This is a genomic window from Paenibacillus sp. MMO-58 (genome assembly GCF_037146255.1).
Lineage (GTDB): Bacteria > Bacillota > Bacilli > Paenibacillales > Paenibacillaceae > Pristimantibacillus.
The window spans coordinates 672,538-697,650 of sequence record NZ_JBBCVY010000001.1 but is presented as its reverse complement, the minus strand read 5'-3'; the positions used below and the strand labels follow the sequence as shown (position 1 = coordinate 697,650).

General features: G+C 51.0%; 24 protein-coding genes. 8 read left to right on the top strand and 16 right to left on the bottom strand.

The features are described 5' to 3' along the window. Positions 1-16 precede the first annotated feature (16 nt). Complete coding sequence (locus WFJ73_RS03075; protein WP_336771658.1) at positions 17-766, bottom strand: pseudouridine synthase; 750 nt, start codon at positions 764-766, stop codon at positions 17-19. Position 767: 1 nt separating this feature from the next. Further along, positions 768-2,360, bottom strand: coding sequence for an RsmB/NOP family class I SAM-dependent RNA methyltransferase (locus WFJ73_RS03070; RefSeq protein WP_336771657.1), 1,593 nt, complete (start codon positions 2,358-2,360; stop codon positions 768-770). 372 nt (positions 2,361-2,732) lie between these two features. Between WFJ73_RS03070 and WFJ73_RS03065 the strand changes: the two genes are divergently transcribed. After that, the gene (locus WFJ73_RS03065) at positions 2,733-4,061 is read left to right on the top strand and encodes an FAD-dependent oxidoreductase (RefSeq protein WP_336771656.1); all 1,329 of its coding nucleotides are present in this window, start codon (positions 2,733-2,735) and stop codon (positions 4,059-4,061) included. A gap of 48 nt (positions 4,062-4,109) precedes the next feature. Here WFJ73_RS03065 and WFJ73_RS03060 read toward each other — a convergent pair whose 3' ends face one another. Both WFJ73_RS03060 and WFJ73_RS03055 read right to left on the bottom strand, forming a co-directional pair. Further along, complete coding sequence (locus WFJ73_RS03060) at positions 4,110-4,685, bottom strand: xanthine phosphoribosyltransferase (RefSeq protein ID WP_336771655.1); 576 nt, start codon at positions 4,683-4,685, stop codon at positions 4,110-4,112. 78 nt (positions 4,686-4,763) lie between these two features. Next, complete coding sequence (locus WFJ73_RS03055; RefSeq protein WP_336771654.1) at positions 4,764-6,764, bottom strand: YhgE/Pip domain-containing protein; 2,001 nt, start codon at positions 6,762-6,764, stop codon at positions 4,764-4,766. A 187-nt stretch (positions 6,765-6,951) separates the two neighbouring features. Here WFJ73_RS03055 and WFJ73_RS03050 point away from each other — a divergent pair, with 187 nt between their 5' ends. After that, positions 6,952-7,407, top strand: a complete 456-nt coding sequence (locus WFJ73_RS03050) for a MarR family winged helix-turn-helix transcriptional regulator (protein WP_336771653.1) — start codon at positions 6,952-6,954, stop codon at positions 7,405-7,407. Between the two features lie 47 nt (positions 7,408-7,454). Here the strand turns inward: WFJ73_RS03050 and WFJ73_RS03045 are convergent, their stop codons facing one another. From WFJ73_RS03045 to WFJ73_RS03020, 6 genes are all read right to left on the bottom strand, one after another. Further along, positions 7,455-8,414 (bottom strand): acetylxylan esterase, encoded by a 960-nt coding sequence (locus WFJ73_RS03045; RefSeq protein ID WP_336771652.1) that lies wholly within the window; start codon positions 8,412-8,414, stop codon positions 7,455-7,457. Positions 8,415-8,455: 41 nt separating this feature from the next. Then, positions 8,456-9,664: a glycoside hydrolase family 130 protein gene (locus WFJ73_RS03040; RefSeq protein WP_336771651.1), complete on the bottom strand. Its 1,209-nt coding sequence runs from the start codon at positions 9,662-9,664 to the stop codon at positions 8,456-8,458. A 28-nt stretch (positions 9,665-9,692) separates the two neighbouring features. Next, on the bottom strand, positions 9,693-10,901 hold the full coding sequence (locus tag WFJ73_RS03035; protein WP_336771650.1) for an AGE family epimerase/isomerase: 1,209 nt from the start codon (positions 10,899-10,901) through the stop codon (positions 9,693-9,695). A gap of 132 nt (positions 10,902-11,033) precedes the next feature. Next, a complete protein-coding gene (locus WFJ73_RS03030) occupies positions 11,034-12,044 on the bottom strand; it encodes a substrate-binding domain-containing protein (RefSeq protein WP_336771649.1) in 1,011 nt (336 codons plus the stop codon). Positions 12,045-12,188: 144 nt separating this feature from the next. Then, positions 12,189-12,995 (bottom strand): GTP pyrophosphokinase, encoded by an 807-nt coding sequence (locus WFJ73_RS03025; RefSeq protein ID WP_336771648.1) that lies wholly within the window; start codon positions 12,993-12,995, stop codon positions 12,189-12,191. A 17-nt stretch (positions 12,996-13,012) separates the two neighbouring features. Continuing rightward, positions 13,013-14,110 carry a quinone-dependent dihydroorotate dehydrogenase gene (locus WFJ73_RS03020; protein WP_336771647.1) on the bottom strand — a complete coding sequence of 366 codons (1,098 nt, stop codon included), beginning with the start codon at positions 14,108-14,110 and terminating at the stop codon, positions 13,013-13,015. A 173-nt stretch (positions 14,111-14,283) separates the two neighbouring features. Between WFJ73_RS03020 and WFJ73_RS03015 the strand changes: the two genes are divergently transcribed. Then, the gene (locus WFJ73_RS03015; protein ID WP_336771646.1) at positions 14,284-14,424 is read left to right on the top strand and encodes a hypothetical protein; all 141 of its coding nucleotides are present in this window, start codon (positions 14,284-14,286) and stop codon (positions 14,422-14,424) included. Between the two features lie 74 nt (positions 14,425-14,498). Here WFJ73_RS03015 and WFJ73_RS03010 read toward each other — a convergent pair whose 3' ends face one another. Both WFJ73_RS03010 and WFJ73_RS03005 read right to left on the bottom strand, forming a co-directional pair. Then, on the bottom strand, positions 14,499-14,735 hold the full coding sequence (locus WFJ73_RS03010; RefSeq protein WP_336771645.1) for a ferredoxin: 237 nt from the start codon (positions 14,733-14,735) through the stop codon (positions 14,499-14,501). Between the two features lie 148 nt (positions 14,736-14,883). After that, the gene (locus tag WFJ73_RS03005; protein ID WP_336771644.1) at positions 14,884-16,152 is read right to left on the bottom strand and encodes a DNA polymerase IV; all 1,269 of its coding nucleotides are present in this window, start codon (positions 16,150-16,152) and stop codon (positions 14,884-14,886) included. A gap of 174 nt (positions 16,153-16,326) precedes the next feature. Between WFJ73_RS03005 and cimA the strand changes: the two genes are divergently transcribed. Further along, complete coding sequence (gene cimA, locus WFJ73_RS03000; protein WP_336771643.1) at positions 16,327-17,943, top strand: citramalate synthase; 1,617 nt, start codon at positions 16,327-16,329, stop codon at positions 17,941-17,943. A gap of 46 nt (positions 17,944-17,989) precedes the next feature. On the opposite strand, the gene WFJ73_RS02995 is transcribed toward cimA, so the two are convergent. Further along, positions 17,990-18,523 carry a TlpA family protein disulfide reductase gene (locus WFJ73_RS02995; protein WP_336771642.1) on the bottom strand — a complete coding sequence of 178 codons (534 nt, stop codon included), beginning with the start codon at positions 18,521-18,523 and terminating at the stop codon, positions 17,990-17,992. 128 nt (positions 18,524-18,651) lie between these two features. Here WFJ73_RS02995 and WFJ73_RS02990 point away from each other — a divergent pair, with 128 nt between their 5' ends. Further along, entirely contained in the window at positions 18,652-19,857 is a 1,206-nt protein-coding gene (locus tag WFJ73_RS02990; RefSeq protein ID WP_336771641.1) for an MFS transporter, read from the top strand. A 58-nt stretch (positions 19,858-19,915) separates the two neighbouring features. Beyond that, a complete protein-coding gene (locus WFJ73_RS02985) occupies positions 19,916-20,347 on the top strand; it encodes a M67 family metallopeptidase (RefSeq protein WP_336771640.1) in 432 nt (143 codons plus the stop codon). Here the strand turns inward: WFJ73_RS02985 and WFJ73_RS02980 are convergent. The 3 genes from WFJ73_RS02980 to WFJ73_RS02970 are packed head-to-tail and all read right to left on the bottom strand — an operon-like array spanning position 20,333 to position 23,551. Then, positions 20,333-21,067: a 3'-5' exonuclease gene (locus tag WFJ73_RS02980; RefSeq protein ID WP_336771639.1), complete on the bottom strand. Its 735-nt coding sequence runs from the start codon at positions 21,065-21,067 to the stop codon at positions 20,333-20,335. The two genes, WFJ73_RS02985 and WFJ73_RS02980, sit on opposite strands and share 15 nt — an antisense overlap. Before the next feature lie 17 nt (positions 21,068-21,084). Continuing rightward, positions 21,085-22,152 carry a DUF294 nucleotidyltransferase-like domain-containing protein gene (locus tag WFJ73_RS02975; RefSeq protein ID WP_336771638.1) on the bottom strand — a complete coding sequence of 356 codons (1,068 nt, stop codon included), beginning with the start codon at positions 22,150-22,152 and terminating at the stop codon, positions 21,085-21,087. A 40-nt stretch (positions 22,153-22,192) separates the two neighbouring features. Next, positions 22,193-23,551, bottom strand: a complete 1,359-nt coding sequence (locus WFJ73_RS02970) for an ammonium transporter (RefSeq protein ID WP_336771637.1) — start codon at positions 23,549-23,551, stop codon at positions 22,193-22,195. A gap of 343 nt (positions 23,552-23,894) precedes the next feature. On the opposite strand from WFJ73_RS02970, the gene WFJ73_RS02965 reads away from it, so the two are divergent. Continuing rightward, positions 23,895-24,335: a MerR family transcriptional regulator gene (locus tag WFJ73_RS02965; RefSeq protein ID WP_336772120.1), complete on the top strand. Its 441-nt coding sequence runs from the start codon at positions 23,895-23,897 to the stop codon at positions 24,333-24,335. A 52-nt stretch (positions 24,336-24,387) separates the two neighbouring features. Then, positions 24,388-25,074: a zinc metallopeptidase gene (locus WFJ73_RS02960; RefSeq protein ID WP_336771636.1), complete on the top strand. Its 687-nt coding sequence runs from the start codon at positions 24,388-24,390 to the stop codon at positions 25,072-25,074. Positions 25,075-25,113 lie beyond the last annotated feature (39 nt).

Genomic DNA, 25,113 nt, shown 5'->3' with positions numbered 1-25,113 from the left:
ATCCTGGTCTCTATTTTTAATCCGCAGCCCGGTGAGCGCGCAGAAGCGCGATTTCCTCATCGGTTAATTCGCGGTAAGTCCCTTCCTCCAGATCGGCATCCAGCTCAAGCGGTCCCATCGATACCCTCTTCAGGTATACGACTTTTTTGCCTACCGCTTCGAACATCCGCTTTACCTGATGGAACTTCCCTTCCATTATCGTAAGCGATATGACCGAAATTACGCCACCCTCGCCGCTGTCCTTTTTCAATATCTTTAAATCCGAAGGCATCGTGACGTATCCGTCGTCCAGCGTAACGCCGTCCTTGAATTGCGTCTGGTCCTCTTCGCCGACATCACCCTGCACAACCGCTTCATAGGTTTTGGGAACATGCTTGCGAGGCGATAGCAGCTCATGCGCCAGCTGTCCGTCATTCGTGAGCAGCAGGAGACCAACCGTATCCTTGTCCAATCTTCCGACCGGGAACGGATCCATTAATTGATCCTCCGGCTCAAGCAAATCTATAACCGTCCGTTCGCGGCGGTCTTCGGTAGCGGAGATAACGCCGGGAGGCTTGTTCATCATCAAATAAATAACTTCCCGGTACATCACCCTTTCCCCGTCGAACGCAACCTCATCGAGCTCCGGATCAACGAGCTGCCCGCTGTCTTTAACGACCTTCCCCGCAACCGTAACTTTTCCCTGCTTCACAAGCTTCTTGATCTCGCTGCGGGTTCCATACCCGGTATGGGACAGAAGCTTGTCTAACCGCATCTTTTTTCCCATCTTACATCCACCTCCAGCCAGCCGGCAGCTCGTTCTTGAGCATGCCGTCTCCCGTGTATTTTCCCCACCCGACAGGATATCCGTCCGTACATACAAGCACGTATCCCTTCAGCGGCTGGGCAGGAGCCCCTTCTATCTTTATGTTGTTGGCCTCAACAAACAACGTCTCGCCTTTTAAATAACGGATAATCTCGGGACTATCCGACGCAAAATCGAGTGATCGTACGGCTTCCGATTGCCGGAGCCCCATAGCAAGCGCTTGCGAAGGCTCGAATCGATTACGTCCCGCTTCGCCGACATACCAGCCGGCGCGCACGACATGCAAACCGTCCAATGAGGGCACTCCTTCCGGCTGAAGATAGACACGCGAGCCAAAGCTAAGGACGGACCTCGTACCGGCAAATCCGGCCGACAGCTCCTGCTTCGCAAAAGAAAGCCATGACGCTGCTGCATCAACAACCTCCGGCTGACCCTTGCCGGAATGCCGCGCCGAACCGCCTGCCCGCTGAAGCTTGCCGCCGTCTTTTGCTCCGCGGCCGCCCTTCTTCTCCGCTGCCCGCAATGCGGCGCCGGCATTGCCCTTCACTTTCTTTCTTTTTCCGTTGTCTTCTTCTACCTGAACCGTAGGACGTTCCTCCGCGGGAGCAGTGCCTTTACGGGTCAGCACTGCCGCGTAATGACCTTCGCCTTCGATATGGTGAGGCCACAGCCGGACCGTACCCGCCAGCGACGCAATTTGCTCGGCCGCAAGCCCTTCGCCTGCTTCTCCCGCCCATTCCGGATGCCCCGGCTTCCAGCCGTATTGATGCTGGACCGGCCTAACCTCGAAATCCGGATATTCGGCTAGCAGCTCCGCGATTTGAGCTTCGTTTTCTTCCGGAGAGAACGTACAGGTCGAATAGACCAGAACCCCTCCCGGAGCGAGCATGGCTGCCGCATCGCGCAAAATATGCCTCTGCATCGCCGAGCAGCGTTCAATGGAATGCTTCTCCCATTCCGCGATCATCGACTCATCCTTGCGGAACATGCCTTCTCCCGAGCATGGCGCGTCGACCAGAATTCGGTCGAACCATCCCCGGAAGACCGGCGCAAGAACCGACGGCTCCTCGTTCAGTACAACGGCGTTGCGGACGCCGGCCAGCTCGATGTTTTTGGCAAGCGCCTTCGTTCGTTCCCTGGCATTATCATTGCTTACCAGCACGCCGCTGCCTTGCAGCTTGGCCGCAATCTGAGTGGACTTGCCGCCCGGCGCCGCGCATAGATCTAGCACGCGATGACCGGGATGGACATCAAGCAGCTCAACCGGAGCCATCGCGCTTGGCTCCTGAATATAGTAAAGACCGGCATGATAATGCGGATGCTTGCCCGGTCTTGCTCCTTCTTCATAATAGAAGCCGTCCGGCGCCCACGGGATCGGACGAACGGCTTCCCCCATCGGCGAAATGGCTTTCCACTCCCCCGCGCCTAGCTTCAAACGGTTAATCCGAATACCGTATACACGCGGATCCTCGTAGGAGGACATAAACCGGTCATACTCTTCTCCAAGCAGTGATTTCATCTTTGTCGTAAAAGCAATCGGCAAATAGCCGGACATCTGGTCATCCCCTTGCAAGCAGCTAAAATACGTTAGAAATATAACATCGAGTATACTCTAATGAACTTATAATTAGAAGGGCTGAGCATTTGTGATCAATATGTGAAATTAATCACAACCTATTGTCAATTTGATAAAAGTGGCATATGATAAGAGCAACAAGAGATTGTGAATTAATTCACACAAGATGAGGCGGCTTCGCCTATATCAAACCGCAAGCCTACATCGCCATCTTCTCTGAGCCCAGACGGAAGCCGGCAGCATGTATTGTATGCATGAATAAGTAACATGCTCCCCCATCAAGATCCGCTTCCTTTTTTTGCACAGAAGTATGTGAATATTTTCACAGGAAAATTTAAGGAGGAATTTTATATGAAGATCGCTGTTATTGGATGCACGCATGCAGGTACCGCCGCTGTTACTCAGATGGCTAAGCTTTATCCCGAGGCGCAAATTACGGTTTACGAGCGCAATGACAACGTATCGTTCCTCTCGTGCGGCATTGCCCTTCATGTCGGCGGAGTTGTGCAGGATGTGAAGAAGCTGTTCTACGCATCGCCGCAGCAGCTGACGGACATGGGTGTTCAGATGAAGCTGCGCCATGATGTGCTGGAAGTCCACACGGAAGCCAAGACGATCCTGGCACGCAACCTTGAGACGAATGAAGAGAAGCTCGAAAGCTACGACAAGCTGGTCGTAACAACCGGTTCGTGGCCGATTATTCCTAAACTGAAAGGGATGGAGCTTGAGAACATCGTCTTATGCAAAAACTACAATCACGCTCAAGCGATCATCGAGAAAGCGAAGCATGCCAACCGGATTACCGTTATTGGCGCGGGCTACATCGGAATCGAGCTTGTTGAAGCTTTCGAGCAGCTTGGCAAGCAAGTCACGCTTATCGATAATATGGACCGAATCCTGTACAAATATTTGGAACGCGAATTTACGGACGCTATCGAGCAAGAGCTTGGCAACCGCGGTATCGAACTTAAGCTCGCTCAGACCGTAACCGGCTTCCGCGGCGAAGATGGCAAGGTGGACACCGTCGTAACAACTGCCGGCGAATATGACACGGACCTCGTTGTCCTCTGCATCGGCTTCCGCCCGAATACGGATCTGCTGAAAGGCCAGATCGACATGCTGCCTAACGGAGCCATTATCGTGGATGAGTATATGCGCACCAGCAACCCGGATGTCATGGCCGCGGGCGACAGCTGTGCCGTCTTTTATAACCCGACCCACAAGCATGCGTACATCCCTCTCGCAACCAACGCCGTCCGGATGGGAACGCTGGTCGCCCGCAACCTTGTCGCTCCAACGGTCCGTTATATGGGTACGCAAGGCACATCGGGCATTAAGATCTACGAGCAAAATATCGCTTCGACCGGCTTAACCGAGCTGGCGGCCCTCGATGCGGGGATGGATGTAAAAACCGTCACCTTGGAAGACAATGACCGTCCTGAATTTATGCCGACCTACGAGAAAGTTCTGCTCAAGGTTGTTTACGAAGCAGATACCGGCCGGATTGTAGGTGCCCAAGTCATGTCGAAGGATGATCTAACGCAAGCGATCAATACCATGTCGGTCTGCATCCAGAACGGCATGACGATGAATGAACTCACCTTCGTCGACTTTTTCTTCCAGCCTCATTACAACAAGCCTTGGAATCTGCTCAATCAGGCAGGCTTGCAAGCGATTTGATTATAAAAAAAGCGGTAGCTCTCCGAAACAGAGCTTCCGCTTTTCCCTTTATTCCTCTACGAATTGGATGCCGTCAGGCGACAATACGGCCACACGCGCCAGCGAATCTACCCGGTAGCCCGCTTCCTTCAGCTTGTCCGCTCCGCTTTGGAAAGACTTCTCGATCACTATGCCGATACCCGCTACGCTTGCACCGGCCGCTTCTACAATCCTCGCCATACCAAATGCCGCTTCTCCGTAAGCAAGGAAATCGTCAATGATAAGCACCCGCTCCCCTTGCGACAAAAATTTGCGGGAAATCGCTACCTCGCTCTTCACCTGCTTCGTGAAGGAATATACCTCCTCGACGTAGAGATCGTCGCGAAGCGTAAGCGACTTTTGCTTGCGCGCGAATATAAGGGGCACCTTGAGCGCAAGTGCCGTCATAACCGCAGGCGCAATCCCCGAGGACTCCAGCGTCAACACCTTGGTAATGCCTTCTCCCTCATACGCTGCGGCAAAAAACTGCCCGATATCAAACATCAATTGCGGATCTACCTGATGATTAAGAAAGGAATCCACCTTTAGTACGGTCTCGCTTAGAACAATGCCTTCGTTGCGAATCTTATCCTGCAATGCTTTCATTTCTCTTGTAATCCTCCTGCCCGATTTCTTCTCTTTTATATTGAGACTACCCGGAAACGGGCAAGCGCGCAAGTTTTTCTAGTGCGCAGCTGCCGGCGCAACAGGTGCATCTTTGGCAGAACGAAGCAGATATGCCGCAAGCATAATAACCGCAAACCCTATCAGATAGGCTAACAGAATGCCCGTATTGCTCCAATACATATCCCAGTTGCTTGTTGAGATCACGCTCTTCATGCCGCGAAGCACATACGTCATCGGCAGGCATTGCCCAACGGATTGAATCCATTGCGGCGCAAGCTCCATCGGGAACGTGCCGCCGCTGCTCGCCAGCTGGGTAACGACAAGCGCAATGCCAACCAGCTTGCCCAGCGTTCCGAAGATCGAGACAAGCATCAGAATCAAGGTCGTGAACATGCAAGCCGTGACGAGAGTAAACAAGAAGAACTTCGGCACGCTTTGCACGTCCAATCCAATCGCATACAGCACGATAAGGTCAAGCACGACGGTCTGCAGCAGGGCTACCAGATAAAAGACGCCGATTCTGCCCCAGAACTTTTGCCATGCGGAACGGACCTGCCCCTCCTGGAAATGAATGATGTTAGAAGCCATCAAAGAACCAACCAGCAGCCCTAACGCCAGAAAATAAGGGGCAGAGCCCGTTGCGTACGTCTTAACCGTATTCAGCTCTTTTTGTTCGAGCTGTACCGGCTGGGCGTACATATTTAGCTCCGCATCGCTCGCTTTAATACCCGCTGTTGAATGTGCGGCATCCGACAGCTTGTCCGTCAGCTGCTGCGAGCCATCCACGAGGCGGATAACCCCGCCAAGCAGCTCCTGCGAACCGTTGTTCAGCTGCTGTGCGCCTCCGGCAAGCTGATTAATCCCGCTCTGCAATTTGCCGATGCCATTGCCGTAAGCGTCCAGACCATCCTTCAGCTGGACGCTGCCGGCTGCAAGCTTGCCGCTGCCCTCATAAGCCTGCGCAATGCCGTCCGCCAATGCCGACTGTCCCGCAGCCAGCATAACACCGGATTGCCGGGCGGCTTCCGCCGGCTGCTTTAACCCTTCAACCGACTTGCTGGCGCCGTCAGCATCTTGTGCAAGCTTCTCGCTGTCGCTTACAATCGCCGCAAAGACAGTGTCATCCTTCAGTTCGGGATGCTGCTCGGCATAAGCTTTAATCTGTGATTGAAGGCTTTCGGCCGAATTGTTCACTCCTGTAGCAGCCTTGGTTGCGGAGTCTGCCGCCTCATTCCATGCTGCCGTATTTTTCTGCAGCGCATTTGCCCCGTCAGCAAGCTGTTGTCCTGCCGACTTCAGCCTGGAAAGGTTATCGGTCAAAGAAGCTGTCCCCGTAGACAGGCCGGCAGCTCCGCCGGCTAATTGCTGAATCCCTTGCCCGAGCGGCTTCGTGCTCTCGCTCAGCTTGCCTGCACCGCTGGCCAGCGACGCTATCGCGTTATTCAGCTTGCTTACGCCATCCTGCGCGGATTCCGTTCCTTGCGTCAGCTGCTCCGCGCCGCTGCTCGCAGCCGAAAAGCCGTCAGCCATTTGCTGCATTTTCCCGTAAACGGTCTGCGTATAGCTTTTCACGATATTTTGGCTGACCTTATTCGTCAGTTCCTTCAGCACGTTGCTTCCGATCTGACCGGATACATAGTTGTTGCCCGGATTCGTCATATAGATCAAATCGGCAGGCTGCGGATGATCTTCCGTCAGCGTCGTAACGCTTTGCGAGAAATTGTCCGGAATAACGATCGTCAAATAATAATCGCCGTCATAGAGTCCCTTCTCCGCCTCTGTCCGCTCTACGAAATGATAATCAAGCGTATGGGCGCTTTTCATATTATCCACTATATCTTGGCCAAGATGCAGCTCTTTGCCGTCCGATACAGCCCCCTTATCCTCGTTAACAATCGCTACGGGCAGCTTGTCCATATGGCCGTACGGATCCCAATAGCCTGCCAGAAACAAGCCTGTATAGAGCAACGGAATAAACAACAAAACGATCGAGCCAATTCGAAGCGTTTTGTGATTAGCCATCAGCTTCAGGTTAAGCCAGAACAAGTTCCCCTTCATTTGACATGCACTCCTACTATTTATTTGTATGATACAACTAATAACCATTGTATTATACAAGTTTATTTCCGGAATGCAAATACTTATCGTGGGGACATACATTAATTACCACGGACTTGCTTGCATTATGCAAACGCGAAAGGTAAGCTAACATTAAGAAACTAAGACAGGAATGGGAAGCAACCATATGGACAGGAACGATAAGTCGCCATTCAGCATGATCGAAAGCCAAATCTCCCTCTTCATCCGCCGCGCCGAGGCTGCCCGGCTCTCCAACATTATGGGCAAAGAGATGGACCGCTCCTCTTACCTGATCCTGCAGCATCTGGAAAAAGCGGGCCCAACCGGAATCAAAACGCTCTCCACCACCTTCCAGCTGGATATCTCCACGGTAAGCCGTCAGATTGCGGGCTTGGAAGCCAAAGGATTAATCTCTAGGTTGACCGATCCTTATGACGCAAGGATCAGCCTGCTGCAGCTGACGGAGGATGCGCCTTCCTTGCTCGCGGAGGTTCGCGATTCGAGAGAAGCATTTTTCAAGAATCTTCTAAACGATTGGAGCGAGGAGGAAATTCGGATCTTCGGCAATCTATTGCTTAAGTTTAACGAGACGGCCGAGCAGCGAATCCGGTCGCGGGCATAATAAAAGAGGAGGCTGTCCCGAAAATGGGCAACCTCCTCTTTTTTCCCTTATAGACCAAGCATGAACTGAATCGTCCGGTCCGATACTTCCGGAATATGCTCGTGACCGTAGTCCGGATAAATATCGGCCGATTTCGGCGCGGTAATGTTATTGTACGCCGCGAATTGCGTGGAAGGCGGGCAAATCGTATCCGCTAGTCCTACTGTCATCAACACTTCCCCTTTGATCCGGTTGGCTAAATGCTGCAGGTCGATGTAACCAAGCTTCTCGAAAATTTGCTCTTCCCGCTCATGCCGCGGGTCGAAATGCCGGAAGAAGGTTCTTAACTCACCGTACGCGTCCTTCGCCAAATCCATCTCCCACACGCGTTTGTAGTCACACAGGAACGGATACACGGGCGCAAGTCTCGAAATACGCGGTTCCAGCGATGCGCAGGCAATCGTTAACGCGCCGCCTTGCGATCCGCCTTTTGCCCCCACCCGGTCAGGATCAACCTCCGGTCGATCCATGGCAATCCCCGCAAGCTGCGCGGTATCAAGGAAAATATGGCGCATCAGCAGATGATCAGGGTGGTCGTTCAGACCCCGGATTATATGTCCGTTATGGGTAGTCCCCTTCACTCCGCCCGTATCCTCCGACAGCCCGCCTTGTCCGCGGCAATCCATCGAGAAGACGGAATACCCCAGTGCCGCATAAGTCAGCTTATCGGACCAGTCTCCCGCATTCCCGGTATATCCATGAAATTGAATAATGGCAGGATGCGGCTCCGGGACATTTTTCGGACGGACGTATTTGGCATGGATTCTCGCTCTGCGCACACCCGTGAAATACAGGTCGAAGCAGTCTGCAAACGGCACTTGAAAGCTGCTCGGCACAAGCTCGATTTGCGGATCGACCGAACGCATTTCATCCAGCGCACGCTCCCAATAAGCGTCGAAATCTTCCGGACGAGGATTACGTCCTTTGTAGCTGTACAGCTGTTCAAGAGGCAAATCAATTAGCGGCATAGATCATATCCCTTTCTTTTAGCCCCGACTGCTTCGGGACTTCATTCGTTAAGAAAGCTGAAATCGGGACGCTCCATAAGCTTCAGATTGTTAGCGATCAACTCGCTGCGCTGCTGCACGCAGGCATAGGAACGAAGCGGATCCGCAGGCGTATTCACAACGTAATCGACAAGCTTCTGAACGGTCGTAACCGCTACATGACAGCGCGTATCCGAGGAAGCATAATAAATGTACACCTCGCCGTTGTCTCTTGCGATTAGCCCGTTCGTAAAGACGACATTCGACACATCGCCAACCCGCTCTTCCCCATCCGGTGCAATCAGATGGCCTCCAGGCGCATAAATCACCTTGCTTGGATCATTCAAATCCGTCATAAACGCGTAGATCACATAACGCAGTCCTGCTGCCGTATTCCGAACGCCATGGGCAATATGCAGCCACCCTCTATCTGTCTTGATTGGCGCCGCACCTTGTCCGTTTTTCACTTCCTTGATCGTATGGTATTTTTTCTCATCCACTATCGTTTCCAACTCAATAGTCGCATGCTCGATGCTAGTTGACAAGCCCCAACCGATACCTCCGCCGGATCCGGCTTCAATAAATCCATCCTGCGGCCTCGTGTAGAATGCATACTTGCCATTCACGAATTCGGGATGAAGCACAACGTTGCGTTGTTGGGGAGAAGGTGTCCGAAGATCATCCAGCCGTTCCCATACCTTCAGATCCTTGGTTCTTGCAATGCCCGCGCTTGCGACGGCACTGGATGTGTCCCCTTGCTTCGCTTCGGGATCCTTCCGTTCCGTGCAGAATACGCCGTATATCCATCCGTCCTCATGCTTCGTCAGCCGCATGTCGTACACGTTCACATCCGGAATATCCGTCTCCGGCAATGCAATGGGATAATCCCAGAAACGGAATCCGTCAATGCCGTTAACGCTCTCCGCAACCGCAAAGAATGATTTACGGTCATGACCTTCCACCCGCACAACCAGATAAAACTTTCCGTTCAATTCGATTGCCCCGGGATTAAATGCAGCATTTACGCCAATCCTCTCCATAAGATGGGGATTGGTCTCCGGATTAAGATCATACCTCCAATAAACCGGCGCATGAGCTGCCGTAATAACCGGGTATGTATAACGGTCATATATTCCGTTGCCGCCACGAACAGGCGTGTTCGGCCGAGTTAGAAGCTCCTTGTGCTCCGCATGCAAACGTTTTAATTTTTCCATAAAAACGGTTTCGTTCATTGTCTACGCATCCCTTCGCCTATTTGGTTTATACGTACAGCTTCTCGAGTCTCTCCAGCACTTCCAAGCCCATCCGGCCATTATGATACGGGCATTTCCAAGCATCAACCTTCATTTCCCCCAGGTCGGGCTCACCCGCCCGATTGACTTTCCAGAACCATTCTCCGTTTGCCTTGTCTACCAGATAACGATCGATAAACCGCCAGGTCCGGTAAGCGGCATTCAGAAAATAATCCTTGCCCGATAACTGATAGGCATTCAGGAATCCTACGACCGCCTCGGCCTGCGGCCACCAGATTTTATCGGTATCCGTCCAGCCCTTCGGGTCCGCTTCGTTAACGACCGCGCCGTCCGTATCCACGCCTTCCTCGTAGACGGCTTGCGCCATGGCGAGCGCAACCGCCTCCGCACGGCGGATCAGCTCCTCATCTCCCAGCACTTCCGCTGCTTCCATGAGCAGCCAACTGCCCTCGATATCATGTCCGTAAGAGATCTCGTGCGACTTGGAATCCCACCTTTCATCGAAGAACAGCTTGAAATGCCCGGACTCCGAATCCACGATATGATCAAGCATTGTCGCGATAAGCTCCTTTTGTCTTTCCTTCAAGCGCTCCGTAGGCCATACCCGGTACAAATTCGTATACGCTTCAAGCACGTGCAGATGCGTATTCATGGATTTCTTCTCATTCAAGTCCGTAGAGCTAAGGCTAAGCTCATCCGTTGCTTCCCAGTTACTCCCAAGCGCTTCGATATAACCTTTGTATAAAGGATCATAGCTATATCGTTCGACCAGCTCGAACAACTGCAAGGCTTGCTTGAGCACCTCTTCATTCGGGCATGCCCGCACAAATTCCGAAAACGCGTACAAAACAAAGGCTTGACCGTAAATTTGTTTTTTCTTCGATAAGGGCTCTCCCGCGTGGTTCAACAGCCAGAAGAATCCTCCGTTCTCCCGGTCATAAAAATACGAGGTTAAATAACGGTAAGCCCGTTCAGCCATCGTCAAATAGGCCGGCTCTCTATACTTTCGGAATGCAGAAGCGTATGTCCACAAAATGCGAGCGTTTAATACGAGGGATTTATCCGCCGTCTCCTGAATCTTCAAATCATTGGTGATCCGTCCGACAAACCCTCCATCCCGTTCATCAAGCGAATGCTTCATCCAAAAGGAAAGAATATTATCTTGCAGATCGCTTTCAATCTCTTGCTGCCAGCTTTTTAATTCATGCTGTTCCATTAGTGTCAGCTCCCCCATCACTAGCTAAGTATTAACCGAAGTAAATTAAAATTAAGTTATCGATTAAGTAACAACTTCATTGTAAAAGGGCGGCTCGCTCCCGTCAATAAAAAAAGCATGAAGCGACTATAGTCACTTCATGCTTCTTACCGATTCCCGGCAGATCATTTTCCCTCTGACCAGTACCCTGCCGCTGTTTAACGCGGGGGTGCTAATTTTGCCGACAATCTTGTTAACTGCCGTTTTAGCCATTTCCTGTCTGTCAACTTCAACCGTCGTAAGCGCCGGCTCGGCAAGGGTAGCGTAAATATCGTTATCGAAACCAACAACCGAGCAATCCTCCGGTACCCGAACTCCTTGCCTCCGCAGCGTATTCATCAGAAGATACGCTACTTGGTCGCAATTGCAGGCAAAAGCGGTTGGCAGCACTTCCGGAATGGCGACATCCAGCAATTTGCCGCTCTCATCCCGGTCATTCAGAATGAATTCCTCCCGGAGAGGTATGCGATGCTCAAGGAGCGATTTGTAATAGCCAAGAAAACGGTCTTGTATACTGCTGGTAGCATGCAAATTGCCGACAAACGCGATATCCCGGTGACCGTTTGCGATCAGATAATTGGTCATCTCGTACATGCCGTAGAAATTATCGGTAATGACATAATCCAGTTCCGTCCGATCCGTATAAAAATCCAGAAATACAAGGGGGATACCGGTTTCATGAATGGCCGAAATATAAGCATTGCTTAGCTGGCCTAATATAATAAACCCGTCCACCTTGCGGTCGTGGTAGATTCTCGGCAAAACGAGCTGGCCTTCATCTTCCTCGCTCAACATATGCAGAATGCCGGAATACTGCACATCTTCCAGAGCGGTAGACAGAAATTGATAAAACTGAAGATAAAAAGACTGCGTTACGCTGGCATACCGCTCTGCTATAACAACGCCAATGTTGTAGGAGAGCCCTTCCTTCATCGCCTTCGCCGCCGTATTGAACCGGTAGCCCATTTCCTGGGCAATCTCCTTAATCTTCCGCTTGAGTTCGTCGCTTACGCCTTCTTTGTCGCTTAGAGCTTTCGAGACGGTTACGCTGCTGACGCCAAGCCTATTTGCGATATCCTTCATCGTTACATGGTTTTGCTGCATCTTATGCCTCCCGGCCGTTTAACTTCATGTTTATCGTTAACCTTACATCGTTAAGATAAGGCGGGCTCAAGTTTTTGTCAAATTCAGCGCAAAAAAATCCCGCGTCCTGCATATAAGCAGTCCGCGGGATCATGATGATGAGCCTCAGCCAGGATTGTTGCCTTTCTTCGCGCGAAGAATCGCCGATTCAATATCAACCGACAGCTGCTTGAGACCGTACAGGTCCTCCTGCTCAAACAGCTCGTTGAATTTCATCTGGAATTGCGCCGCTTCTCTGACACGGTGGTAGAAATACAAATCCTGAATGGCGCTGAGCACGGTGGAAACAACGTTGGAGCGCTCCTCGAAGTCGCGCTGCGCATCCAAAATTTCGTGGCGGATGCTCGACATTTCCGTATCCAGCAGAAAAGCCGCTTCGGCTGCTTTCTTCAACCGCACGCGAACGTCATCCGGCAAGCTTTCCTTATATTTATAATTCAGCGAATGCTCAATCGTTGCCCAGAAATTCATCGCAAGCGTGCGAATCTGAATCTCGGCGAGCACGAATTTTTGACCAAGCGCTGTTTGCACCGGATATTCCACAATCATATGGTAGCTGCGGTAGCCGCTGTCCTTGTAATTCGTAATGTAGTCCTTCTCGTAGACAAGCTTTAGATCCTTCCTGATGCGGATAAATCCGGCGACACGGTGAATATCGTCTACGAACTGGCACATGATCCGGATACCCGCGATATCCTCGATGCCTTTTTCCAGTTGATCCGCGGGTACGCTAAGCCGTCTTGCCTTCTCCAGAATGCTTGATACTTTCTTAACACGACCGGTAACGAACTCAATCGGAGCATACGCCTCACGCATCTTAAGCTCGACCCGCATCGTCTTCAACTTCACTTTCAATTCTTCGACTGCTTGCTCGTAAGGCTGTAAAAAAAGATTCCAATCTCTTCCATCCATCCGGCCGCCTCCTGTTCCTATCGATGATCTGCGCCCACTGCCTCCGATATGTTACGGTAGCCGTCTTTACGCAATCGTTCTTTTAAGCCGTTCGTCAGTTCGCGGAGTACTCCTGGACCTTTATAGATCAAAGCGGTATAAATTTCGACGAGCGAGGCTCCGGCGCGGATTTTATCGTATGCGTCATCCGCCGTGAAAATTCCGCCCGAACCGATAATCGGAAGCTTGCCTTCCGTCTGCCGGTATACCTGCCTTACAACCTCGGTCGAGCGCTCGCGCAGCGGCGCTCCGCTAAGTCCGCCCGTTTCCTTGGCGTTAGGATGCTTAAGGCCTTCCCGTGAAATCGTCGTATTCGAAGCAATAATGCCCGCTACGCCGCTGTCTTTAATCGTCGAGACGGTAAGCTCAAGCTGCTCGTCCGTCATATCAGGAGCAATCTTCACCAGAACCGGCTTTGCTTTACTACCTAATTTCGACGCCTGAAGCCCGATCTCCTCCAACACTTCGCCAAGAAGCGTGCGCAGCTCGTCGCCATGCTGCAGCGCGCGCAGATCGGGCGTGTTCGGGGAACTGATGTTGACGACAAAGAAGTCGCCATACGGATATAACACTTGTATGCAGGAACGGTAATCTTCGTGAGCCCGTTCATTTGGCGTTGCTTTATTTTTACCGACGTTAACGGCAATCGGGATCCGGTTAATCTTGCGCTGCGACAGCTGGCGGGCCATCGCTTCCGCCCCTTCATTATTAAAGCCCATCCGGTTAATAAGCGCTTCGTCGGAAGGCAAGCGGAAGAGCCGCGGCAGCTCGTTGCCCGGCTGTCCTTTTGGCGTTACCGTTCCTACCTCGGCAAATCCGAAGCCGATGCTGGAGAAGCCGTCCGCTGCTACGCCATTCTTGTCCAGGCCGGCAGCAAGTCCAACCGGATGAGGGAAATGAATGCCGAACAGATCAACCGCAAGCTCCGGCGAATCAGCCACGCCGTACATGGCATGCAGCATGTTATTCATGCCCGGAACGCGTCCGGCTGTATGCAGGCCGTCAATGACGAGATGATGAGCTTTTTCGGGATCCATTTGGAAAAATACCGGTTTAAGAATAGAAGAATAAAGCAAGATTACACACTCCGTTTCAAGTTTCTGTCCTACCTGACAGTTTATCTTTTTTATAAGAAAAAGAAAAGGGCGACGCTGGCCGGCAAGTCCTTCCGGATATTGCGGCAGAACAAGAAACCGTTTACAATGTGGGTATATGGTATTCATTTTTCCCACGGAAAGGTTGATTGACGATGAGCACAGCCAAACGGAAAGCTCCCGCTATGAAACAGAAGCCAAAAGAAGAGGTAAACGTCAAGGCGCTCGCCTGGATCGGTTCGGTCGTGGTTGTTATTATCGCCGCCGTTGTCGTCCTCCTCATCCTCAATCAATAGTCATACGAAGACGCGCAAAAAAACTCCATGCTCCCAGCGAAAGCTGAAGTAGCATGGAGTTTTATTATGACAGCTTACATATTAAACGGATCGTCAGCGATTTTGATCGAATCTGTAGGGCAGCCGTCGCAAGCATCTTGCAGATCGTCGTACAGTTCTTCAGGAATTTCTGTATTACCATGGTTGCCGTCGTTTCCGAAGATGACTTCAGCAATACCCTCGTCGTCGTAATCGTAAATATCTGGTGCCGTAGCGCCGCAAGCTCCACATGCGATACAGGTGTCTTTCTCTACCCATGTAAATTTAGCCATTGGTATTCCCTCCCACAAAAAAATAGACATAAAAATGCTTCTGCAAACGTCGTGATGTATTTACCGCTCGCTATAATTATTGTGAACCTTCACTCATCAATATATAACAAACAGAGCACCTTGGCAACAAGCTATGCCCATGCAATTGTTACAATTCATCCTTTTGGAGAGAAGTGCCGCGCAATCGCTTATTGCGGATAAGCACGGACGGATCATCCCCCAGCATGCCCGCCGTAAGCACGGCACTCTCGCCAAATTTGTCCCGCAGCACATCCATCGTTTTGGTCAATGCTTCCTTGCGAGGCTGCTCCTTGTAATCGAACAAATCAAGCTGAACGGCAGTCTCTTCCTCCGCCGTCAGGTTTTGCAGGGTAACCCCCAGGAGGCGCGCGGGATCATTTCCCTTCCAATGATCATCAAAGAGGCGGCAGGCTTCATGATAAATCACATCCGTCGAATGCGTCGGGGCGCGAAGCGTGCTGGAACGGGTTATGGTAGCCATATCCGGCTTCCGGATCGTAATCTGGACCGTTGATGCCATGAGCTTCTGCCGGCGTAGCCTGCGGGCCGTCTGATCGGCCAGATTGAGCAATATCCGGTGGGCATCCTCCCGGTCCGTTACGTCATATGGCAGCGTGGTGGTGTGCCCGATCGATTTGCTTTGTTCCCGGTCCGCGCGCACCTCGGAATGATCAATGCCGTGGGCGGCCGATTTCATCCACGAGCCGTATATTCCGAACTGGCGAATCAGCAGCTCCTCGTCGGCCGCAGCGAGCTGACCGATTGTGCGTATGCGCAGCCTCTCCAGCTTATCAGCCGTTTTCTTCCCTAGACCATGAAGCACATCGCATGGTTTATCCCACAATATATTCGGTACATCCCTCAGCCGCAATACCGTCAATCCGTTAGGCTTCTTCATATCGGAAGCCATTTTGGCGAGCAGCTTATTAGGCGCGACGCCAATCGAGCATGGCAGCGTCCACTCTTCGGCGATCCGCTTTTGCAGCGCTTCCGCGATTTCCAGAGGCGAACCGAAGATCTTAGAGCCCGTTATATCCATGTAACATTCGTCGATTGAGATCGGCTCCACAAGGGGCGTGTATTCCCTTGCGATCATCATAAACCCGCGCGAATATTTACGGTACAGCTCAAAATCCGGCTGGATGATGGTCAGATTGGGGCATATCCGCATCGCCTGCCTTACGGTCATGCCCGTCTTGATTCCCTTGCTACGCGCGGCATAAGAGCAGGTGACGATAATCCCTTTGCGGAGCTCTACGCTTCCGGCGACGGCCGTAGGCTTTCCTTTATATTTCTCTGGTTCCTCCGCTTCATGCACGGAGCAGTAGAATGCATTCATATCCAAATGAAGAATGACGCGCCCTTTGGCCGGATAATCCTTGTGTACGTCAGCCATAGCCTATATTCACCTTCCTACTCCTCCCAGCATACCGCCCAGCAGGAAGGTGCGTCAAATCATATGGAAGCGTTAAAAAAATTCCATGCTCCTCTCTACATTCTAATCAACAAGTGTTATAATAGTTAATTATATTTTGTGTAGGCGATCAGTGAAAAAGGAGGCGTCCCGGCTATGACAACATCGATAACAATATTTGATACTACGCTGCGCGACGGTACGCAAGGCGAAGGGATCAGCCTGTCAGCGGATGATAAGCTCAAAATTGCTCAAAAACTTGACGCTCTCGGCGTTCATTATATTGAAGGCGGGAATCCTGGAAGCAACGGTAAGGATATTGAGTTTTTCCAACGGGTTAAGAGCTTGAATCTGCAATCGAAAATTACGGCATTCGGAAGCACGCGCCGTAAATTCAGCCAGGCTGATCAAGATGCTTCCCTAGTGCGCATTGCGGAGTCCGGTGTACCGGCGGCTACGCTCGTAGGCAAATCATGGGATTTCCACGTGCATACGGCTTTGCAGACTACGCTGGAAGAGAATTTGTCTATGGTCTACGATTCCATCGCTTTCTTGAAACAAAGAGGCATGGAGGCATTGTTTGATTCCGAGCATTTCTTCGACGGATACAAAAACAATCCGGAGTATGCGGTAGCGGTATTGCGTAAAGCCCAGGAAGCCGGCGCAGACTGGCTGGTGCTCTGCGATACGAACGGCGGTACTTTGCCGGGTGAAATTCACGAAATCGTCAGCCGCGTCCGCCAAGAGCTGACAGCGCCTATCGGCATACATACCCACAATGACTGCGAGCTGGCCGTCGCCAACTCCCTTGCAGCCATTCAGGCCGGTGCGCGTCAAGTGCAAGGTACGATTAACGGTTACGGCGAACGTTGCGGCAACGCAAATCTTTGTTCGATCATTCCGAATCTTCAGCTCAAGATGGGTTACGATGTTCTCCCGGAAGAGAAGCTTCGGACACTAACCGGCACTGCCCGTTACGTTAGCGAGATTGCGAACGTGAATATGCCGGTAGGACAAGCTTATGTCGGCAATGCCGCATTTGCCCACAAAGGCGGCATTCACGTGTCGGCTATCATGAAGGACTCCAAAACGTACGAGCATATCCAGCCTGAGCTTGTAGGCAACAAGCAGCGCATTCTGGTATCCGAGCTTGCCGGCCAATCGAATATTATTTCGAAGGCGCAGGCGCTTGGACTGGATGTGAATGCCAACAACGAGCAGACTAAAGCGATCATGGATCATATCAAGGAGCTTGAACACCAAGGCTATCAATATGAAGCCGCAGACGCTTCCCTTGAGCTTCTTCTCCGCCAAGCTTTTGGCGAACCGGTTGAAGTCTTCAAGGTTGAGTCGTTCAAGATTCTGGTTGAGAGCGGCGCCAAAGGTCAAATGAACTCGGAAGCCATCGTCAAGCTGAACGTGGACGGCCAGCAGGTTTATACGGCAGCGGAAGGCAACGGTCCGGTTAACGCGCTCGACAATGCCCTGCGCAAAGCTCTGGTGCAGTTCTATCCGAAGATCGAAGAGATTCATCTCTCCGACTATAAAGTTCGTGTATTTGACGAAAAGGATGCAACAGCCGCCAAGGTACGCGTTCTCATCGAATCCTCTAATGTGGACAGCACATGGAGCACTGTAGGCGTTTCCAGCAACGTAATCGAAGCAAGCTGGGAAGCGCTTGTCGACAGTATCCGTTATGCTTTGCTTAACATGGAGAAGTCAACAACGGCAAACTTTGACAATACCGAACGTATCGGTGTAATCAACCACTAATAAAAAAACGCCCGGCAGCTGGTCTGCCGGGCGTTTCTTTTTTGAATCAGCTGTATTGCTCAATCAGCCTCTCCCATTCGTCAATCGTAATAACGCCGTTGATCCTCTCGCGGATAACACCCGAGGAGTCGATCAGGAACGTTGTAGGGAACGTATCTACCTTGTAGGTATTGGTTACATCCCCTTTCCGGTCCATCAGAACCGGGAACGTAAATTCGTGATCTTCCACAAATTGCCTTGCCGCTCTTTCCTTATCGAATTTTGTGGCATTTACGCCGTAAAATGCGATTTTATCCCCGTATTTCTCATACAGCTTCTGCAAGTCCGGCGCTTCCAGCTCGCACGGGCCGCACCATGACGCCCAGAAGTTTACGAAGGTCAGCTTGTCCTGCTTGCCTCCGATTGCGTAGTTCTTCTCGTCAAGCCCCGGCAGCTCAAAGGTTACCGCCTCGGAGCCGGCTTTTGGCTTGAAATCGGATGCCGCTGCCGTAACGCTGGATTCATCCTTGGATACATATTGATACACCGCTAAACCAGCAAATACAAATGCGGCGATAAACAGCATCGTAGCGCGCTTCATGGTGTCCCTTCTTTCTCTTTCATTTCTAGATTATGCCTATCGTAACACGGCGAGGAATGGAAGCTCAAGCCGGGGGGCACATTAGCCATAAAATCGTCAATGTCACCTAGATCGGAGGACAACTTTTTATGGCCGAACACAAATGGCTGCAGTATATCGCTTTTGCTTCCGTCCCGCTTGTCCTGGTGCTCGGCAACTCCATGCTTGTTCCGATTTTGCCTGACCTCGCCAAACAAATGAAGCTGTCCGAGCTGCAGTCCAGCCTTGTTATCACTTTATTCTCGGTAAGCGCCGCCGTTTTCATACCAGCCATTGGGTATTTGTCGGACCGTTTCCGCCGTAAAGCAATCATTATCCCCGCATTAGCGGTATATGGGGCCGCAGGAATCGTTGCGGGTTTTGCCGCGATTTGGGGATCTTACTGGCTTTTGATCAGCTCAAGGGCTTTGCAAGGTCTCGCAGCGGCCGGAACCGCTCCGATTGCAATGGCACTGGTTGGCGATATGTACAAGGATGGCCAGGAAAGCGAGGCGTTAGGCATTGTTGAAGCCTCCAACGGTGCAGGCAAAGTGGTCAGTCCGATTCTTGGCTCTCTGCTCGCACTAATTATCTGGTACGCGCCGTTTTTTGCTTTTCCCGTATTTTGCGCGGCATCGCTGCTTGCCGTGTGGTTTTTCATCAAGGAACCGGATTCCAAATCCGAGCCCTTAAAGCTCAAGCAATATTTGGCCGACATGAAAAAAATATTCCGCGAAAAAGGCCGCTGGCTGATTACCGCTTACTGCACGGGAGCATTAGGCCTATTCCTGTTATTTGGGGTCTTGTTTTATTTGTCCGATCTGCTGGAGAAGCCTCCCTACAACATCGACGGCGTTCTGAAAGGCTGTATACTTGCTATTCCGCTGCTTGGTCTTGTCATTACGGCTTATCTGACCGGTCACTCCATCAAAAAGGATGGCAAAAAAATGCGCCGTTGTATTCTGATCGGACTATCGCTTATGAGCGCCGCCTTGATCGGTTGTTTGTTCAGCTATTGGCTCATTTACCTGTTTATTGGTTTTATCACCATAAGCAGCGTAGGCACAGGATTGCTTCTTCCCTGCCTAAACACATGGATTACAGGCTCCGTCGACAGCTCTCACCGCGGGATTGTAACCTCCTTTTATAATAGCTTAAGGTTTTTGGGCGTTGCCGCAGGCCCTCCGCTGTTCAGTTGGCTTGCCGACCGCTCGGTTACCGCTCTGTTTATCCTTTTGGCTGTTTTGGCTATTGTCGCCTTACTGTTCGCAATTCGTCTTCTGCATCCGGAGAAAACGGCAAATCCGGCTAGCTAAACCATTCCTGGGCTTTGTATAATAAGCTGTACCATCAGGAAAGGGGCATCCGGCTTACATGCTTTCCATTGCCATAACACGTCTAGCATACGATCAACTGCTTGGTTATTGTCAAAAATCGCTGCCGCAGGAGGCATGCGGGGTTCTCGCAGGAGAAGCCGCAACGCCAGACAGCCCTGCGGTTGTTACCCATATTTACGATATATCGAATGTACACGAGGAGCCCCTACGCTCATTCCGTTTTCACCCGGAGGAATGGATATCCGCGTATTACGGCATACAAAAAAACCGACAGTCGCTCGTCGGTTTTTTCCACTCCCATCCAACTTCATCGGCCGTCCCTTCCACGCGCGATTGGCTTGGCTTGCCGGTCTCCGATGATTCGATCTCCTATTGGATTATCTCTATGCAGGGCAGTCCCGCGGCAGTTGTCCAGCCTTTCCGGATGGATGGACAAACCTTTCGTCCGCTTGTACTAATGCTTACTTAAATAGGCGTATAAGTCCCCTAAAGTCGTAATGTTCCGGTCCAAAATCCTGACGAGAAACTGCTGCCACAGCTTTGCCGTCATCATGGAATCCTGCAGGGCATGGTGACGCTCGGTAATCGGAATGCCACCGTCCTCCAGAAGATCGTCAAGCGCATAGGATGCCCGTTTCGGCTCCAGCCACTTGGCTACCAGCATCGTGTCCAATACCCGGTGATTCAAGCTGACCTTGGATGTCCGCCACAAAGCCGCATTCAAAAACTGCTTATCATGTCCGGCCGCATGCGCGATCAGCAACCTTCTGCCGATAAACTCCATGAAGTCATGAAGAACCTGCATCAGATCGGGCGCATCCTGCACCATCTCGTTAGAAATACCGGTTAACTCTATGATTTGCCTTGGAATTCGGCGTTTCGGATTTACCAGACTATAGAACTGCTTGGATTCGTCTAGCTCAAGTCCCTTCATATGGACTGCGCCAAACGATATAATTTCATCGCCATTAGAAGGATAGAACCCGGTTGTCTCCAAATCAAAGACAACAATGTCAAGCTCCTTCAGAGGCGTATCCAGCATGGACTGTTTGCGCTGCTCTTTGTTGATGGAACGGATAAACGCCATCTGCTGCGCATTTTGCGAGCCCAGCATTGAAGCAAAGGCAGGCGTGAAGCCTCCCATTTTATACAGGTTCCACATCCGCCCGACGCCTTTTGGTTCCTTCATTTCCTTTCATCACCGCCTTACATGAGCCTTCCCGTTGTCCGTTTTAACACCTTACGCTGAAGCTTCTTGCCGGTTCTCAGCGCGCTCTTCAGCTCTTCGGTCATTTCTCTAGACAAGCTCCGACCGGAGAGTTTTCCGTTATTGGCGTATAGTCCTCCCTCATTCTGCTCCGTTGTCATTAACCGAAGCCGGAGAAAGAGAAGGAATGCCTGCTCATAAGCCGCAGCCTCCTCCGATGGCAATAGATCGTGAAGGGCAAGCATGCGGATCCGCGACAGCGTTGACGTATCCCGTATACCCGCTTGAATAGCTAATAACCGAATTGCGTTTACAAGGGGAATATAGGCCCCGTATTTGATATCTAGACTACCCGCATCCGTACCGTATTGTTCCTTGAGCAAATGGCCGAATAATCCGAGCAGCACCTTATGGCGCATCGTATTATCAAGCATTCGCCTCGTAATATTCGGATGCTCTATTACATTATTGAAATAATGATCTCTAAGCTCGAAGGCAAGACGATGATCGCCAAAGACCGATCGTCCGTCTGCCAATATCAACAAGTACCGAACGGCTTCCCAGGCCGGTTCTTCAAACCAGCCATTCAGCTTGACCTTCCATTCGGTTAACGACATGCACCACTCCGGATTATTGCTTAGCACATTCCCTTCGCATAACGGATAACCGGACTGATGCAACGTCGAGACGATGATTGAGGTTAATTGCTGAAAATAAGCCCTGGTATCCTCCGAATCGCCCGCAGGATCCTCAAACACAATACCGCTGTCCTGATCACTCGACAGCGTCTGCTCCTGACGTCCACCGCTGCCGAACAATAGATATGCGTAAGGCACGGGGGGAGAACCGCTCCCGAGCCGTGCCATTTCCGCTTCCGCTAGTATGATTGAGCGGCATATGAGTGTATCATGCAGCTCATTTAATTGTTCGTTGAATTGTTCGACCGGACTCTTCTGGAGAATACCTTTCATATGCTCGTGTACTTGATCCCGCAAACTGCGCAGTACATTCACGTTATCGGCCTTGCCGATTTGCTTCAGAAGCTGCACACGTACCGGATCCCCCATCCGCCGCCTCTCCCCTCAGGTCAGTCCAACAAACCTCGCCTTAACCTTGGATTTCTTGACCTTTTTTGAATTGCTCAGGATAACCATAAGCGCCATGCTCACTCAGGTCAAGACCGATAATTTCTTGCTCTTCCGTAACGCGGAATCCGATTGTAATTTTAATGAGGAAAAGAACCAGGAACGATGCACCCAGGACAAACGCGCCGCACACTAGTACCGACAACGCTTGAACGCCCAATTGGTGCCAGCTGCCTGTGTCGATCAGACCGCCTTGGCCCACGCCAACTTTTGCCGCCAATTCGTCTGTTGCGAAGATACCGTTAGCCAACGTACCCCAGATACCTGCTGCGCCGTGTACGGACATCGCGTAGATCGGATCGTCCACTTTGATTTTCTCGAAGAACTTCGCGCTGTAGAATACAAGCACGCCTGCAACCAGACCGATAACTACGGCAGCCCATGGCTCTACGAATGCGCAAGAAGCTGTAATCGCTACGAGACCGGCAAGAGTACCGTTCAGCATCGTTGTAATATCGCCCTTACCGTTAACAGCCCACGAGATCAGCATAGCCGCAACTGCGCCGGCGCCTGCACCAAGCATGGTAGTAAAGCCTACATAACCAAAGAAGCCGTCGCCGATTGCAAGAGTAGAACCAGCGTTAAAGCCGAACCAGCCAACCCACAGCAGCAATACGGACAAAGCCGTAAATACTTGGTTGTGACCGGAAATTTCGTTAGCGGAACCGTCTTTGTTATATTTGCCGATACGTGGTTTCAGCAGAATAGTTGCCGCGAGTGCCGCAAGAGCGCCGGACAAGTGGACAACCGTCGAACCCGCGAAATCTTGCGCGCCGTCTTTTGCAAGCCAGCCGCCGCCCCAGATCCAGTGAGCCACGATAGGATAGATAATACCGATAAAGATAATAGTAAAGATAAAGTAGGAAGACAATTTAGCGCGTTCCGCGAAGCCACCCCAAGCGATGGACAGCGATACAATAGCGAAAGCCAATTGGAACAGGAAGAACAATGTAGTAGGAAGTCCGTCTCCTACGCTAATAATAGAAGGATCAAACAGAAAATCGCCATAACCGATAAAGCCGTTAAGCGAGCTGTCAGCGCCAAATGCGAAGCCATAACCAACGGCCCAGTAAATCAATGCCGCAAGGCCTGCCGTGAAAATCGTTTTGCCGGCTACGTGGCCTGCGTTTTTCATTCGGGTGGAGCCTGTTTCCAAGAGAATAAAACCGCCTTGCATGAGCAGTACAAGCACGAAAGCAACCATTACCCACAGGGAGTTAATTCCCATGTTTAGTGTTCCTGCCGTTGGGTCATCGGCAAACGCCATTGCCGGGAACACCAAGCATAATGCAGCTAAAGTTAACACCATTTTCTTAATCAATACGACCACTCCCTTAATGTGATGTTTACTAACATGTTAGGAAAGACTTAATGTCATTATAGTCAGGAACACCTATTTTGACAATATATATTCTTCTAAATTAGAAAAAAAATCTAACGTTCGTGTCTCAAAACGAACGGAATGTTAAGTTTTTTTACAAATGAGCTGGGAAATTGGTTCTAGAGTCTATCCATTCTTCGCATTTTGAATCTACGACTTTAGAATCAGAATCTACGAACCTTCATTAAAGAGGCGAAATTTGTACATTCATGTAACACGTTTGACTGTACGGTTAGTTTCCGATTATGATTAGAGGACAGTATTATAGAAAGAAGGTGGAGGGATTGGGGATACGAAGCTTTATCGCATAGGCGAGCTCGCGAAATTAGCGGGTGTCAGCCCTCGGACAATTGATTATTACACCTCAATGGGCCTATTAGAACCGTCGGAACGTTCCGCCAAAAATTATCGCTTGTACCATCATGAAACTTTAGTCCGTCTCGAACGTATCGAACAAATGAAGAACGAAAAATATACGCTAGACGAAATCAAGGAAGCTTTGGACGGCTGGAGCAAGGTTACGCCAGAGGAGCAAGTGTCTCGGAAGCTTACAGACCTTCAGCATCACCTATCCCAGCTGGAACGCGAAGTAAAAGAGCTGGAGCCGGTGATCAAACAGCTTAAGCCGAGACAAGCAAACCGTCTGTACACCCGCTTGATGCCGCAAACCGCGGCTTGCATCGAGGCGTTAATGCTTCTCATTAACAAGGGACCATTTATGTAAGGATATGTCCCATCGATGTAATCCTTGACCACTCTGATGGAGGTATGATCACATGTTTTTTCACCCTATGGACTTCCTTATCCTAATTGCCTTCGGTTTATCCATTTGGGCGCAGTTCCGGGTAAAAGGAACGTTCAACCGCTGGGCCGGCGTACAAACCACGTACGGATTGACCGGTTACCAGGCTGCAAGACGCATGCTGGATGCTAACGGCTTGCATGACATACCTATTGAACCCGTACGAGGCACCTTGTCGGACCACTACGATCCGATCCACCGCGTTGTCAGATTATCCGAGCCGGTCTACTATGAAAGCTCGATTTCCGCCGTTGCGGTTGCGTGCCACGAGGTTGGCCATGCAATCCAGCACAAAGTACATTACCCAATGCTGGTGCTTCGCCACCGGATATTCCCGGTCGTTAACATCGCATCCGGTATTGCACCGTTCCTGCTCATCGCCGGTTTCCTGTTCCATGCAATGAACCTTGTTGGACTAGGCATCATCTTCTTCTCCGTTGCCGTTGCCTTCCAGGTGATCACGTTGCCGGTCGAGTTCAACGCAAGTAACCGGGCACGCGATTTAATGGTCGCGGAAGGCTTTATTACAAACGAAGAAGAACGTGGCGTAGCCAAAGTACTTAACGCAGCTGCACTCACTTACGTGGCAGCAGCACTGATCTCTTTGCTGGAGCTGGTTAAGTACATTATGATCTTCACATCATCAAACAATGATGACTAACCGATAATACAAATAAAAGGGCTGCCTCAATCGTCGCTA

Excerpts from the sequence above, each read along its gene's own strand:
- WFJ73_RS03075 (WP_336771658.1), bottom strand. The coding sequence starts at position 766 with ATGGGAAAAAAGATGCGGTTAGACAAGCTTCTGTCCCATACCGGGTAT.
- WFJ73_RS03070 (WP_336771657.1), bottom strand. The coding sequence starts at position 2,360 with ATGTCCGGCTATTTGCCGATTGCTTTTACGACAAAGATGAAATCACTG.
- WFJ73_RS03065 (WP_336771656.1), top strand. The coding sequence starts at position 2,733 with ATGAAGATCGCTGTTATTGGATGCACGCATGCAGGTACCGCCGCTGTT.
- WFJ73_RS03060 (WP_336771655.1), bottom strand. The coding sequence starts at position 4,685 with ATGAAAGCATTGCAGGATAAGATTCGCAACGAAGGCATTGTTCTAAGC.
- WFJ73_RS03055 (WP_336771654.1), bottom strand. The coding sequence starts at position 6,764 with ATGAAGGGGAACTTGTTCTGGCTTAACCTGAAGCTGATGGCTAATCAC.
- WFJ73_RS03050 (WP_336771653.1), top strand. The coding sequence starts at position 6,952 with ATGGACAGGAACGATAAGTCGCCATTCAGCATGATCGAAAGCCAAATC.
- WFJ73_RS03045 (WP_336771652.1), bottom strand. The coding sequence starts at position 8,414 with ATGCCGCTAATTGATTTGCCTCTTGAACAGCTGTACAGCTACAAAGGA.
- WFJ73_RS03040 (WP_336771651.1), bottom strand. The coding sequence starts at position 9,664 with ATGAACGAAACCGTTTTTATGGAAAAATTAAAACGTTTGCATGCGGAG.
- WFJ73_RS03035 (WP_336771650.1), bottom strand. The coding sequence starts at position 10,901 with ATGGAACAGCATGAATTAAAAAGCTGGCAGCAAGAGATTGAAAGCGAT.
- WFJ73_RS03030 (WP_336771649.1), bottom strand. The coding sequence starts at position 12,044 with ATGCAGCAAAACCATGTAACGATGAAGGATATCGCAAATAGGCTTGGC.
- WFJ73_RS03025 (WP_336771648.1), bottom strand. The coding sequence starts at position 12,995 with ATGGATGGAAGAGATTGGAATCTTTTTTTACAGCCTTACGAGCAAGCA.
- WFJ73_RS03015 (WP_336771646.1), top strand. The coding sequence starts at position 14,284 with ATGAGCACAGCCAAACGGAAAGCTCCCGCTATGAAACAGAAGCCAAAA.
- WFJ73_RS03010 (WP_336771645.1), bottom strand. The coding sequence starts at position 14,735 with ATGGCTAAATTTACATGGGTAGAGAAAGACACCTGTATCGCATGTGGA.
- WFJ73_RS03005 (WP_336771644.1), bottom strand. The coding sequence starts at position 16,152 with ATGGCTGACGTACACAAGGATTATCCGGCCAAAGGGCGCGTCATTCTT.
- cimA (WP_336771643.1), top strand. The coding sequence starts at position 16,327 with ATGACAACATCGATAACAATATTTGATACTACGCTGCGCGACGGTACG.
- WFJ73_RS02995 (WP_336771642.1), bottom strand. The coding sequence starts at position 18,523 with ATGAAGCGCGCTACGATGCTGTTTATCGCCGCATTTGTATTTGCTGGT.
- WFJ73_RS02990 (WP_336771641.1), top strand. The coding sequence starts at position 18,652 with ATGGCCGAACACAAATGGCTGCAGTATATCGCTTTTGCTTCCGTCCCG.
- WFJ73_RS02985 (WP_336771640.1), top strand. The coding sequence starts at position 19,916 with ATGCTTTCCATTGCCATAACACGTCTAGCATACGATCAACTGCTTGGT.
- WFJ73_RS02980 (WP_336771639.1), bottom strand. The coding sequence starts at position 21,067 with ATGAAGGAACCAAAAGGCGTCGGGCGGATGTGGAACCTGTATAAAATG.
- WFJ73_RS02975 (WP_336771638.1), bottom strand. The coding sequence starts at position 22,152 with ATGGGGGATCCGGTACGTGTGCAGCTTCTGAAGCAAATCGGCAAGGCC.
- WFJ73_RS02960 (WP_336771636.1), top strand. The coding sequence starts at position 24,388 with ATGTTTTTTCACCCTATGGACTTCCTTATCCTAATTGCCTTCGGTTTA.